This is a genomic window from Psychrobacillus sp. OK028 (assembly GCF_900103605.1).
In the GTDB taxonomy this organism is placed as follows: Bacteria; Bacillota; Bacilli; order Bacillales_A; family Planococcaceae; genus Psychrobacillus.
In genome coordinates this window covers 482,345-494,705 of sequence record NZ_FNHY01000001.1, presented here as the reverse complement: position 1 = coordinate 494,705, position 12,361 = coordinate 482,345, and the positions used below count along the sequence as shown (strand labels likewise).

The 12,361-nt window shown below is 36.4% G+C and carries 13 protein-coding genes; 1 reads left to right on the top strand and 12 read right to left on the bottom strand.

What is annotated here, in order from left to right; all coding sequences use genetic code 11:
- Nucleotides 1-31: 31 nt before the first annotated feature.
- From mraZ to BLR36_RS02015, 11 genes are all read right to left on the bottom strand, one after another.
- Entirely contained in the window at nucleotides 32-463 is a 432-nt protein-coding gene (gene mraZ / locus BLR36_RS02065) for a division/cell wall cluster transcriptional repressor MraZ (protein ID WP_093059927.1), read from the bottom strand.
- A gap of 802 nt (nucleotides 464-1,265) precedes the next feature.
- On the bottom strand, nucleotides 1,266-2,882 hold the full coding sequence (gene bshC / locus BLR36_RS02060; protein ID WP_093059925.1) for a bacillithiol biosynthesis cysteine-adding enzyme BshC: 1,617 nt from the start codon (nucleotides 2,880-2,882) through the stop codon (nucleotides 1,266-1,268).
- 108 nt (nucleotides 2,883-2,990) lie between these two features.
- Nucleotides 2,991-3,377 (bottom strand): DUF3397 domain-containing protein, encoded by a 387-nt coding sequence (locus BLR36_RS19210; protein ID WP_175453943.1) that lies wholly within the window; start codon nucleotides 3,375-3,377, stop codon nucleotides 2,991-2,993.
- On the bottom strand, nucleotides 3,361-4,251 hold the full coding sequence (locus BLR36_RS02050) for a ketopantoate reductase family protein (protein ID WP_093059921.1): 891 nt from the start codon (nucleotides 4,249-4,251) through the stop codon (nucleotides 3,361-3,363). Before BLR36_RS02050 ends, BLR36_RS19210 begins: the two co-directional genes overlap by 17 nt.
- 246 nt (nucleotides 4,252-4,497) lie before the next feature.
- On the bottom strand, nucleotides 4,498-6,039 hold the full coding sequence (locus BLR36_RS02045; RefSeq protein ID WP_093059919.1) for an acyl-CoA carboxylase subunit beta: 1,542 nt from the start codon (nucleotides 6,037-6,039) through the stop codon (nucleotides 4,498-4,500).
- A 15-nt stretch (nucleotides 6,040-6,054) separates the two neighbouring features.
- Complete coding sequence (locus BLR36_RS02040; protein ID WP_093059917.1) at nucleotides 6,055-6,267, bottom strand: acetyl-CoA carboxylase biotin carboxyl carrier protein subunit; 213 nt, start codon at nucleotides 6,265-6,267, stop codon at nucleotides 6,055-6,057.
- Nucleotides 6,264-7,625, bottom strand: coding sequence for an acetyl-CoA carboxylase biotin carboxylase subunit (locus BLR36_RS02035; RefSeq protein ID WP_093059915.1), 1,362 nt, complete (start codon nucleotides 7,623-7,625; stop codon nucleotides 6,264-6,266). Before BLR36_RS02035 ends, BLR36_RS02040 begins: the two co-directional genes overlap by 4 nt.
- Nucleotides 7,626-7,881: 256 nt before the next feature.
- Nucleotides 7,882-8,280, bottom strand: coding sequence for a hypothetical protein (locus BLR36_RS02030; protein WP_093059913.1), 399 nt, complete (start codon nucleotides 8,278-8,280; stop codon nucleotides 7,882-7,884).
- Between the two features lie 60 nt (nucleotides 8,281-8,340).
- Nucleotides 8,341-9,102 carry an enoyl-CoA hydratase/isomerase family protein gene (locus BLR36_RS02025; RefSeq protein ID WP_093059911.1) on the bottom strand — a complete coding sequence of 254 codons (762 nt, stop codon included), beginning with the start codon at nucleotides 9,100-9,102 and terminating at the stop codon, nucleotides 8,341-8,343.
- 88 nt (nucleotides 9,103-9,190) lie between these two features.
- The gene (gene rpmF / locus BLR36_RS02020; protein ID WP_090562877.1) at nucleotides 9,191-9,364 is read right to left on the bottom strand and encodes a 50S ribosomal protein L32; all 174 of its coding nucleotides are present in this window, start codon (nucleotides 9,362-9,364) and stop codon (nucleotides 9,191-9,193) included.
- A gap of 24 nt (nucleotides 9,365-9,388) precedes the next feature.
- On the bottom strand, nucleotides 9,389-9,928 hold the full coding sequence (locus BLR36_RS02015) for a YceD family protein (RefSeq protein WP_093059909.1): 540 nt from the start codon (nucleotides 9,926-9,928) through the stop codon (nucleotides 9,389-9,391).
- A 124-nt stretch (nucleotides 9,929-10,052) separates the two neighbouring features.
- On the opposite strand from BLR36_RS02015, the gene BLR36_RS02010 reads away from it, so the two are divergent.
- Nucleotides 10,053-11,270, top strand: a complete 1,218-nt coding sequence (locus tag BLR36_RS02010) for a nucleotidyltransferase (RefSeq protein WP_093059907.1) — start codon at nucleotides 10,053-10,055, stop codon at nucleotides 11,268-11,270.
- A gap of 1 nt (nucleotide 11,271) precedes the next feature.
- Here the strand turns inward: BLR36_RS02010 and BLR36_RS02005 are convergent, their stop codons facing one another.
- Nucleotides 11,272-12,318 (bottom strand): SepM family pheromone-processing serine protease, encoded by a 1,047-nt coding sequence (locus BLR36_RS02005; protein WP_093059905.1) that lies wholly within the window; start codon nucleotides 12,316-12,318, stop codon nucleotides 11,272-11,274.
- Nucleotides 12,319-12,361: the final 43 nt, after the last annotated feature.

Sequence of the window (12,361 nt, the reverse complement as noted above, 5' to 3'; positions counted from 1 at the left end):
AGTCAGTAGGGTTTGCTCTAGCTGAATTAAGTTAAATATCAAAACCAATCATATTTTCTGCAATATCATTGAAAGAATCCTCTGATTCCTCATAATAATTATCCCAAGCATCTTTTGCCCAAATTTCAAGACGATTCGATACTCCAAGTACGATACATTCCTTATCCATTTTTGCGTAGCTGCGGAGGTTATTTGGAATGTTGATACGACCTTGTTTGTCTATTTCTACTTCGGTTGCACCAGAGAAGAAAAAACGAGTAAATGCACGAGCGTCTTTCTTTGTTACGGGAAGTTCTTTAAGTTTTTCCTCGAGTTTTCGCCATTCATCCATAGGATAACCAAATAAGCAATTATCAAGACCACGTGTCAGAACAAAATTGTCCTCTAAGTGCTCTCGGAATTTGGAAGGAATAATTAAACGTCCCTTCGCATCAACATTATGTTGATATTCGCCCATGAACATGCTACTCACCCCACTTTATGTCATTAACATACCACATCGCCCCACTTTCCTCCACCGTTTTTTTAAAAAACGTTCAATATTTCTTGAAAATGTGTAAATAGTACTTGTTGAGACAGTTTTTCTATCAATTTCAACAAAGTAAACATAGAACTTTAAGACTTGATTTAATGGGATTTGATAGAGGTGTTCAAAAAGTGGGGGGAGCTGCCACGTTTTTCTGGTTAGTTGGAATATCGAAGGCATTAGTTGGGATTCTGGGAGGGCTTGTTGGAATAATTGAGGTTCAAGTTGGAAAAAGTTTTTTCCCACGATCCTATTGAAATTCTATTTTTCGTTTTTCCATAAGAAAAACCGAGCAAAAAAATGCCCAGTCTTTTAATAACAAAAACCCATATACCATTGAGAGTAGTGAAGGTCTGACTAAAGTCGATCTGAGCTACAACTAACAATAACCACTTTATGTAAAGAAAGTTGCGGACAACATTGAATAAACAAGCAATCGGTTTTACTACTTAACATACTTTTATAGGGTTGATTCATTTCCATATAAAAGAGGCTGGGACAAAGTTTAAATATAGAGAATCCTGTAAAATTTAAGGTAAGTTTCTGATACTTTATAAAATTGATTGTAGTGTGACGACGACTCCTGGGAGATCAGCACGAAACTTGAAACTACAGGCGCTGGCGGTTCCCCCCGTAAAGCGTCCCAGGGATGGAAATCAACTTTCTCTATGCAAAAAAACACCATCTTTCTCATCGAGAAAAATGGTGTTTTGGGGGTTTTATCCCAGTATCCGTTGAATTATAAGTAAATCACATGATGTTTACCGTTAAATTCGTATGTAACCTCTAATAGTTTTTCAATAAGATTAGGACCATACTCATTTAACAACTGTATTGGAGTATATGTTCGTTCCTGCAGACCGCCATTTGGTACTAGGCTCATACTTACATAATCGTAACGATTAATTGTCGCATCTAATTTACTTAAGAAAGTATCCTCGATGGCATTATCGATAAATTTCAACTGTTTTTCATGATTGGCAAGATTCTTTTGCAGTAAAGGAGAAAGCTTCAACCCATCGTTTATTAATAATTTCTCCAACTGGTCATACTTCTCTTTAAGATCCTTTTTGATTTCTATGATCAAATGAGGAATTTCTTCATTACGATTATTATTAATATAATCTAACTTAGCAGCCTGAAGCGTTCCATCCCATACCTCCTCAATTGTAAAGGATAGCTTTTCAAGTAACGATTGTGTTTTTGCATCGACTATCGAAATACTTATACGTGGCATTAGTACTGGCATCTTCATACCAAAAATCTCAAATGCTGTTTTTAATGTACCCCAATAAGCAATTTCTCCAGGTCCTGCGATGAAGCTTAATACTGGAAAGACCATTTCTTGCATAATAGGTCTAGTCACAACATTATTACTTAACTGTTCAGGGTTTTCTCGAGCAATCTCCATCAGCTCATCTAATGTGAACGAAAGTCCCTTAGCCTCATTGATGAATAAATTATTCACTCTTTCCAAAAGGAACCGCTCGCCCTCTACGATGTAAAACAAATGAGCAGCAGATTCCTTCGCTTGTATTGGAGTTCCGTATCCTTGCTGCTCCATTTTCCCTTCGTGCTCAAATACAGCGTTAGCTATTTCTGGAGCATGAAGTATTTGCAATTGAAAATAATCACTTTCCAATTTCCTTAATGGCTTATAGGCAGCGTCGATTAATAGTAACCCTTCCTCTTGAAAAAGTTCGTTCATCAATGCAGTAAAAAAGCTTGTATACGTTAAGTTATTTTCTAAAAGCTCCATCACTTTTGATTTAAGTTTTTTTGTATATAAGGTTTCCGGTAGGCTTTTGAATATTTCATTTAAATAGCCATCCATTAGCTGCTGATCAAAAGAAGATTCGGAAGCAATTTTCTTCGTTCTAGATTTTTCGGGATAAACTAGCTTTTGAAGTGTTCTGCTTCTTTCTATGTATACATGATTAATCTCATCAATATCATGATCCTCTCCCGCAATCCAAAAAACAGGAATAACAGGTACTCCAAGTATTTCTCTTTGTTGTTTTGCCAATGCAATAACGGAAATTGCTTTATGAATCGAATACAATGGACCTGAAAGAATACCTGCTTGCTGTCCACCTATAACTACGACACCATTATTTCTAAGTTCATCTATATGTTGGCTACTCTTTACTGAAATACCATATTTACTCATGAACGAAGTAATCACTTCAGCAAGTTCAGTTCTTTTATGTTTGCTAAAATCAGCTTCTTGAAATCTTTTATTAAGTGCCGTTTGATTCCATTCATAATGAAAGAAAGAAGATAAGTTAGCTGTATCTTCCAAATATTTCTTATAAAATGAGGAAGCGAATGGTTGTGTGTACTGCTCTAATCGCACGTTTTTTCCACCTCTGTTATTATCAAATTCATTTGGTGAAAATTCACCAAAGCTATCATTTTTAAATACTTTAAGAGTATATCACTTACTATTTAAGTGTGAAAATTATTAGCTTATATAACTTAAAACATATCTGATAACTCCGAATAACCATAAAACAGCATATATGAAGCATAATAGAAGAAATAATAATCTCCAAATTTTCCTTAACAGTGGGATTACTTCTATCTCTTTTTTAGAGCGCCATTCCAAAATAGTCATAATTGTCGCTAAAATAATGGAAAATATAACGAGGTACCAACCAATCTCTTTTAAGAAAATGAAAGAAAATAAATTAGCGATAGAAAAATATAAAAAGAAAGTGGATATATCGGACGCTATTCCAATGGACTTTTTCCTTTTATGTAGAACAAATTTACAAAAAAGAAATACTGCTAAGAAAACGACTATTGGATATATGATGATAATCGAAAGAACACTATCGATTGTAATCACCTGCTTTATTAAACTCTTTTAATAATAAATAAAAGGCATGTAAAATAGGCAACTTTTTCTTTCTTTGAGCTGCCCTTTCTAATATAGCGCCAACTATTGTATCTAATTCCATTATTCGACCATTCTCATAGTCCTTAAGCATAGAAGAACGATTTAATCGAGTATTCTCACATAGTGCTACAACTTCTTCCCATGGAAGTCTATCTTTCCATTCTTCAAATGCTTCCATCATTTCTTCGTATATATCCCTCAATATAGCTTTATATGAATCATTTTCAACAAGCTCGCCATTTGTTACGCGTGCAATAGTAGACAATGGGTTGATCAAGCAATTTAACATTGCTTTTTTTACAAGCATTTGTTCAATATTTGGCGTTAAAATTAACGGAAACTGTTCGGTACTCTTATCCACCAAATCATGAACTTTAATCCATTCTCCCTTAAATAATCCAATATACGTTGGACCTAACCCTAGGTGTTGAACGGTAGAATTATTATTTTTCGTAGCACCATGTAGCACAGAACCAATCATAATAGTTTCTTGTTTTAACTGCTCTATAAGTGCTAAATGTGATAAACCATTTTGTATAAATAGAAGTGGAATATGTAGTGGTAAAGATTTCAATTGGTCTTCCATTTGCGACAGGTGATGGTATTTCACGGCAAGTATAATAAGATCCATTTTCTTTAAATCAGCCATATTTGAAACAACATCACATGTAATTTGTTGTGGTTTTTCATTGGTTTTTTCTATGTAGAATTTCTTGTCTATACTAGTTTCTCGAACTAAGAAAGTAATTCGATGACCTGATTCCGATAAATAAGCGCCAAATAATAGACCTATTGCGCCTGCACCAACAATACCTATATTCATAAATTTCACCTCTGAGTTCTAAGAAAACCAGGCATAAAGACGCCAAAGTTCATTGAGTTCAAAACCTGTTTCTTTCATTTTGGAAAGGCTATGTACAGACGTTTTGTTGTTATATTATTACCGTGTGAATTTTTATTGTTATTGAATTAATTCACTTCTTCAAAATACCTGGGACTCTAAATTATATATGCTTTCCTATCTTTTAAAAAAGGCCTACCTCAGTGGTAGACCTTAACGTTAAAACTATTATACAGGAAGCACCGGATGTTTTCGAGGTGCATTTATTATTTGTTTATCTTCATAAAATCGTAAGCGATTCGCAAGCTCTGAACGTAAACTACTTGGCGCTACAATCTCATCAATAATCATCTCAGATGCAAGTTTATATATATTAATTTCCTCTTTATATTCTGCGTGCTTTTCTTGAACGAATTTCAATCGTTCCTTTGGATCTTCGATTGCCTCAATTTTGTTTGAATACACTGCATTAACTGCCGCTTCAGGTCCCATCACAGCAATTTGAGCTGTAGGTAAAGCAATGCACACATCCGGCTCAAAAGCTGGACCAGCCATCGCATATAAACCTGCTCCATATGCTTTGCGTACTATTACGGATATTTTAGGGACTGTTGCAGAACTCATAGCAGCAATTAGCTTCGCACCATGTCTAATAATTCCTGCACGCTCTACTTTCGTTCCTATCATAAATCCAGGAACGTCAGCTAGGAATAATAATGGAATTGAAAATGCATCGCAAAGTGAGATGAATTTTGCCGCTTTATCAGCTGAATCAACAAAGAGCACTCCGCCTTTAGCTTTCGGTTGATTGGCAATAATACCAACAGCTCTTCCATCAATTCGTGCTAAGCCCGTGATTAATTCAGGAGCGAATAGCTTCTTCACATCGAAGAAGCTTCCTTCATCAATAATCGTGTCAATCGCTTCATACATATCAAATGGTGCGTTTTGGTTTTCGGGTATGATTTCTTCAAGTGTTCTTCCAGCTTTTATAGCCTTTGGTTCTACTTGTTTTGGCTTCTCAGTGTAATTAGCCGGGAAAAAGTCTAAATAGCGTTTAGCTTCAGATATTGCCTCTTCTTCTGTCGAAACAAGTACATCACCTACACCACTGACTGTACAGTGCATACGTGCTCCACCCATTTCTTCGAGCGTCACCTTTTCACCGATTACCTTTTCTGCCATTCGAGGTGAACCTAAATACATGGAAGCATTTCCTTCGACCATAAAGACAACATCACAAAATGCAGGAATATATGCTCCACCTGCAGCAGATGGACCAAATAGTAGACAAATTTGTGGTATAAAGCCTGAAAGCCTTACTTGGTTATGAAATATTCTTCCTGCTCCACGACGGTTTGGAAACATGTCTAGCTGATCTGTAATACGCGCACCAGCCGAGTCTACTAAATACAACATGGGCACTCTATTTTTTTCAGCTATTTCTTGAATACGAATTATTTTTTCTACGGTACGTGATCCCCAGGAGCCAGCTTTCACAGTAGAATCATTTGCCATTACACAAACAGTTTGCCCATTTACTTTACCAGTAGCAGTTACAACCCCATCTGCTGGCAAATCCCCTGCCTCTACATTCGCAAAGCGACCATCTTCAATATATTCCCCATTATCGAAAAGTAACGCCAAACGGTCACGGACAAATAATTTATTTTGCTCTTTCATTTTTTCATGATATTTAGCGTGTCCTCCAGCATAAATGGAGCCAAGCTTTTCTTCTAATCTATCATTATACCCTTTTGTTTCTCCCACGTTATAAAGCCCCCTTTATTCAAACGTTACTAAAACATCGCCTTCGTTTACAAAATCACCTTCATGGGCGTTAATCGTTGCAATCTTTCCTGCTGTTTCTGCTTCTATTGGAATCTCCATTTTCATTGATTCCAATACCATTACTACTTGTCCAGCTGATACTTCTTCTCCAACTGCTACATTTACTGTAAATACTGTTCCTGCCATTGACGATTCTAAATTTTTCATTTTGAAACTTCCTCCCTTTGTCTCTGCATCCATTCCCCTAAAACGGATGTTGAATACTCCCCACTTGTAAAGCTCTCATCTTTCAAGAACTGTTGGAATAGTGGAATATTTGTTTTCACACCTTCTATTTTAGCAGAAGAAAACACTTTTTGTGCAGACTCAATTGCTAATTTTCTATTTTCCCCATGGATTATAACTTTAGAAATCATCGGATCATAGAACGGCGTGACTTTATCGCCTTTCTCATAACCTGAGTCAATTCGGATATCTTCTTCTGTTTCCCAGCTTTGTGAAGCGATAGTTCCCGGGGACGGAAAGAATGTTTTTGGGTCCTCCGCATATATTCTAAATTCAATAGCATGTCCATGAGACTTTATGGAAGATTGGTCTTTCACTGGCAGCTCTTCCCCTGCCGCAACCTTTAACTGCCATTCTACTAAGTCGAATCCAGTAATTGCTTCCGTAATCGGATGCTCTACTTGTAACCTCGTATTCATCTCTAAAAAATAAAATTGATGATTATGATCTACGATAAATTCTACCGTACCAGCATTTATATAATCTACAGCTTTCGCGGCATTCACAGCAGCCTCCCATAGTTTTTCCCTAGCTTCCTGTGGGAAATTAGGAGAAGGTGCCTCTTCTATAACTTTTTGGTTTCTACGCTGTACGGAACAATTTCGTTCAAATAAATGAACGATATTGCCATGTTTGTCCCCAAAGATTTGTACTTCGATATGTCTCGAAGAATCTATGAATTTTTCAAGAAAAACGACATCGCTACCAAAATAGGATTTTGCTCTTGTTTTAATCGATTCAAAGTGTTTTACAAGGGTCGTTTCATCATCGCAGCGAATCATTCCTATTCCACCGCCGCCCGCACTAGCTTTTAACATGATTGGATATCCAATCGAACTAGCAGCTAGTATTGCATCTTCTACAGTTGCCAGTCCTTCTTCCGTTCCTGGAACAACCGGAACATTTGCATTAATCATCGTGATTCGAGACTCAATTTTATCTCCCATTTTTTCCATTGTCTCAGGCTTTGGACCAATAAAAGTTATGCCTTCCGCCTCTGCTTTACGAGCAAATTCAGCATTTTCCGATAAAAATCCGTAGCCTGGATGAATTGCATCGACCTTTTCCCTTTTTGCAAGCGCAATTATATCATCTGCTTTTAAATAGGATTGTTGAACTTGGCTTGGTCCTATTAAAAATGCATAATCAGCTTCTTTTACATAAGGCAGATCTTTGTCTGCCTCTGAAAAGATTGCTACTGTTTCGATATTTAATCTTTTACATGTTTTTATAATACGTCTAGCTATTTCTCCCCGATTTGCTATTAAAACTTTCTTCAATTTACATCCCCCTCGATTCGAACAATTTCCCCATCTATATTAGTCTATACGAATTATGAAAGCGATTTCAACTAATTTCTTATGAAATGACTTTTAAAGAACAAAAGAGTAAGCGACTAGAGGGGCTAAGCGCTAGAGTTTGGGGGGAGAATCCTATGATACAGTTAACAATAATCGCTTAATTGAAGTAAAATGGAGACAATATCATACTATATATTAAAGATATAAGAAAAGAAGCCTTATATAAAGGCTTCTTTTACTTGCGTTCTATATGAGTGATCCCCTGTCTAACCCAGTTTAATAGCTGTTCATAATCATTTTTCAACAAATTATAGGCACTTGAAATTTCGTCATAGGAATTTTTCATTTCATCATAACTTTCCATTGCCAGTTGCAAATGGTTTTGTAGAGAAGATGAATCCGCTAATTCTTTTGTAGAGTAAGCAGTCGGTTTTTGTTCTTTTTTAATAATTTGAGGGCGTAGATTTTTATTCCATCGGAATGCACATGCCTGCTTTGACCTTCCAAGTAAGACACTCGCTTCCTGAAAACCAGAAATTTGTGTGTGACCTTCATTAATTTTGTTCAAAATTATTTCTTTTAGAAGATTATCTTCTTCCTCAGTCCAACTATCTTTTCTCAATTTGACATTCATCTGGATCACCCTTTGCTTTTTTATTAATATATGCAAAGTGGGTACAAATAGACTCTCTTATTATTTCTTTTTAGATAAAAATGCATCGACCGCTTGATGATGTGCGTCCTGCGCCCAAAGCACAGAACATGTTCGAACCTCTTCCATAATTCGTTCAAATAATTTGGATTGCTCCCACTTTCTAACTAATTGCATTTTGTATGCTCGTAGCACAGTCTCATGAGGCACAATCATTTTATCGATAAATAATTCTAACGCATTATATTTATTACCTTCAAAAACTTCCGTTGCCCAACCAATAGCCTGAAGTTTGTCAGATGGATAAGGAGTCGCCTCGGTTAACATTTGGAGCGTATAGTCTTGTCGCATTCCCTTTTCCCACAAATAGGTTCCACCACCCCAGCCAGAAGTAATTGCTAATTGACCTTGAATGAATCCACATTTTGCTTCCTTTTTAACTAAACGATAATCACATAAAGTTGCAATCTCGCACCCTCCACCTATGGCAGTTCCATTTACTAACGCTAAAGTAGGAATGGTCATTGTAGCAACATCATATAAAATAGTTGCGGTTTCACTTAACATATCATAGGATTCTCGCTCTGTTTTTAACTTATGAAAAACAGATAAATCACCACCAGAACAAAAAGACTTTTCTCCCGCTCCGGTAATCACGGCTAATTTAATAGAACTATCTTTTTTCACTGTATGTACTAACTCTTTAAAGCCCTCTAGAACTTCCATATTTATGGCATTATGAATATTAGGTCTGTTTATTTCCAGTATGATAATTTCTTCCCTTTTTGTTAACGTATAAGTCATTCTCCAACACCCCTTAAAAATATATAGAGAAAAAGACTACCGAAGAGCCATGGTCTCTTTGGTAGTCTTTTAAGGAACAAATACTGAATTATTTGCTCAATACTTCTTTCCCTTTGTATTGACCGCAAGATTTACAAATACGGTGAGCCAATTTCATTTCACCACAATTTGAACAAGCAACCATACCAGGTACGGATAATTTAAAATGTGTACGACGCTTTCTTTTTACAGTTTTAGAAGTTCTTCTAGCTGGTACTGCCATAGGTGGCACCTCCTTACAGATCTATTATTCGTCTGTTTGATCAAAATACTTTGCTAAATCAGCAAGTCTTGGATCTACTTTTGGTTGTTCATCTTCCTGCATTTCATTGAGCTCTTCATCTGTTGTATAACTCCAACCATTTCCACCCTCATGTCTAAATTGGTCTGCACCTTCTTTATACACTTGCATTGGAATTTCTAAAAGAATTAATTCCTCTAGAACTGGGTCTACGTCAATAACATCCCCTTCTACAATATGAAAATTATCATAAGCTCTTGCAGAAGCTAGTGCTGTATCAGACCAGTTGAAGATTTCATCAGATTCAATCTCAAATGGAAATTCTACATCCTCCCACGTGCGTGCACAAGGTAAAATGAGAGTTCCTGAAAGCTGAAAGTGACAAGTCATTTGCGCTGCACCAAATGTACAGTGCCCTTTTACGTGAACGGGTGAAATTCTTCGAACGTCCTGGTTCCGCTTCTTCACGTTTTCGAGTTCCACGAATTCATCTAAAGTTAGTCCGTTCTCACGATATTTAGATAGCTGATGAATTGCCCATTTCATACGATTATCACCTCAAGACAACAAAGTTGATTATATAATGACTGAATTTAGATGTCAAGATAATTTCTTGTCACTCCATTATTTTAACATTATAATTGCAGTAAGGAAAGGATTTGATTTGAAGATGAAAGCGACTGGAATTGTTGTAGAATATAATCCATTTCATAACGGTCATTTGCATCACTTACAGCAAACCCGTTTAAAAACAAATAGCGATATTGTCATTGCCGTTATGTCAGGTAACTTTCTACAGCGCGGCGAACCAGCACTTGTTGATAAATGGACTCGCTCCAAAATGGCTATCGCTGCGGGTGTTGATTTAGTAATTGAGCTTCCTTATGCATTTGCTACAGCCCAAGCGAGTGATTTTGCAAAAGGGGCTTTATTTTTATTAGATGCTTTAAAATGCCATTCCTTTTGCTTCGGAAGTGAAGAGGGTTCTTTAGAGGCATTTCAACAAACCTACAATCTATTATTAACCAAAAGTGAAGAATATAATACAGCCATAGCAGGTTACATGAAAAAAGGGCTGAGTTATCCGAAAGCATTAAATGAAGCCTATCATGAGATTTCTAAAAACACGAATGTTCGTTTAGTTGATCTCTCTAAACCAAATAATATATTAGGATACCATTATATTCAGGCCGCAAACCTGTTAAATAGTAAAATTCAACCCGAAACGATTCAGCGTGTTGTCGCTAATTATCATGATGATGCAAGCAATACCGAAACGATAGCTAGCGCAACGGGTATTCGTAAACTACTTTTCGAGGGTCAGAAGCTTTCAGCAGTAGATGCTTACATGCCTAACAAAAGCTTAGGAGGGCTAACCGAATGGGAAAGTTTACACGGTTCTTTTGCGAGCTGGGAAAAGTTTTATCCGATATTACGGTTAATTATACTTCGCTCATCTCCTGAAAAGTTGGCTCAAATCGCTGAAATCACGGAGGGAATGGAAAATGCCATTTGGAAAGCAGCAAGGGCCCATACTAGCTTTCAATCTTTTATGATGCAAATAAAATCAAAGCGCTTTACATGGACAAGGATCCAGCGAATGCTAACGCACATTTACACCGACTTTACGTGGAGTCAATTACGCGAAATCGATGCCCCCACATATATTAGACCTTTAGCAATGAATAAGAATGGACAGACATATTTAAAGAGTATAAAAAAAGACTTGCAGCTCCCTCTTATAAGCAGGGTAGCCGCAAGTAAAAAGGATAAACAGTTGCAGTTAGACATCAAAGCAGCTGACTTATATTACTTGGGATTACAAACTTCATCTAGTCAACATATGGTTGGCAGTGATTTTCGAATTGCTCCTATAATTTTTGAATAGATTATTTAGGCTCTAATTGGTCTAAATAAGCAAGTGCATCATCAATAGTTTTCACAGGTACGATTTTCATTTTCGTACCTATTTTTCTTGCCGATTTTAAGGCTTCTTCATAATTCGATGTCAGTCCTGGATTATTAGCCAAAATAGTAGGATCAATTTCATCATTAGGTGCAAACATTATTTCCATACCCTTTTTGTCCGCAGCAATTACTTTTAAATCAATCCCACCAATTCTACCGACAGTTCCATCCTCTCTCATTTCACCAGTGCCTGCTATTTTATAACCCTTAGTAATATCTTCTGGTAATAACTGATTTAAGATTTCTAAAGTGAACATTAACCCAGCAGATGGTCCTCCAATATCTTCCGAGTTTATATGTACAGCAGGTGTCGTTTCAACTTTTTTGTCTGCTGTGTAGCTAATACCAATTGCCGGCGTTTCAAGTACACCTGGTAAAGTTTTAAGGGATACTTGTTTATCCAACTGGCGACCATCACGTTCGACTTTTAAACGAATAACATCCCCCTCTGCTTTATTAGCTAGATATGCTCTTATAGACTCTTCCGTTAAATTATCAATATCATCAATCTTTAAAATTTTGTCTCCAGCCTCTAATATTCCATCAGCTGCACTTTCATCAACCACATTAAAAATAAATATTCCGTTATTTAATACAGTGTAAGGCTTATTTGCTCGATCAAATGCAACTGTAATAGCATTAAATTGAGAATTAGACATAAGCTTTAATTGACGAACATTATATTCTTTTTCATCCTCATCTTTTTGACGGATTTCATTTGCTTTGTAAATTTTTTGACTGTCCGTCATTTTGGCATAGGCATATGTGAGCGGAGTAGCTTTTGAAAGGGCGATAGTAAGGAGACTCAACGTTCCAATGTCATCCTGGTCACCTCCATCAACTTCTACAAATGGATCCAGTTCGTATGCACCACCTGGTTTAGAAATATAAAACTCCATTGGATAAAAACCTAATGCTAACATAATTATTACTATGAAAAGAAGGATTATAGGATTTCTCTTCTTCATCAAAAATATCCCTCTCTTTCTACAACACATTTGAATATTAGTT

Bases quoted from the DNA above. Each gene is read 5' to 3' on its own strand.
- mraZ (WP_093059927.1), bottom strand. From the start codon at position 463: ATGTTCATGGGCGAATATCAACATAATGTTGATGCGAAGGGACGTTTA.
- BLR36_RS02050 (WP_093059921.1), bottom strand. From the start codon at position 4,251: ATGAATATAGGTATTGTTGGTGCAGGCGCAATAGGTCTATTATTTGGC.
- BLR36_RS02040 (WP_093059917.1), bottom strand. From the start codon at position 6,267: ATGAAAAATTTAGAATCGTCAATGGCAGGAACAGTATTTACAGTAAAT.
- BLR36_RS02030 (WP_093059913.1), bottom strand. From the start codon at position 8,280: ATGAATGTCAAATTGAGAAAAGATAGTTGGACTGAGGAAGAAGATAAT.
- BLR36_RS02025 (WP_093059911.1), bottom strand. From the start codon at position 9,102: ATGACTTATACGTTAACAAAAAGGGAAGAAATTATCATACTGGAAATA.
- rpmF (WP_090562877.1), bottom strand. From the start codon at position 9,364: ATGGCAGTACCAGCTAGAAGAACTTCTAAAACTGTAAAAAGAAAGCGT.
- BLR36_RS02015 (WP_093059909.1), bottom strand. From the start codon at position 9,928: ATGAAATGGGCAATTCATCAGCTATCTAAATATCGTGAGAACGGACTA.
- BLR36_RS02010 (WP_093059907.1), top strand. From the start codon at position 10,053: ATGAAAGCGACTGGAATTGTTGTAGAATATAATCCATTTCATAACGGT.
- BLR36_RS02005 (WP_093059905.1), bottom strand. From the start codon at position 12,318: ATGAAGAAGAGAAATCCTATAATCCTTCTTTTCATAGTAATAATTATG.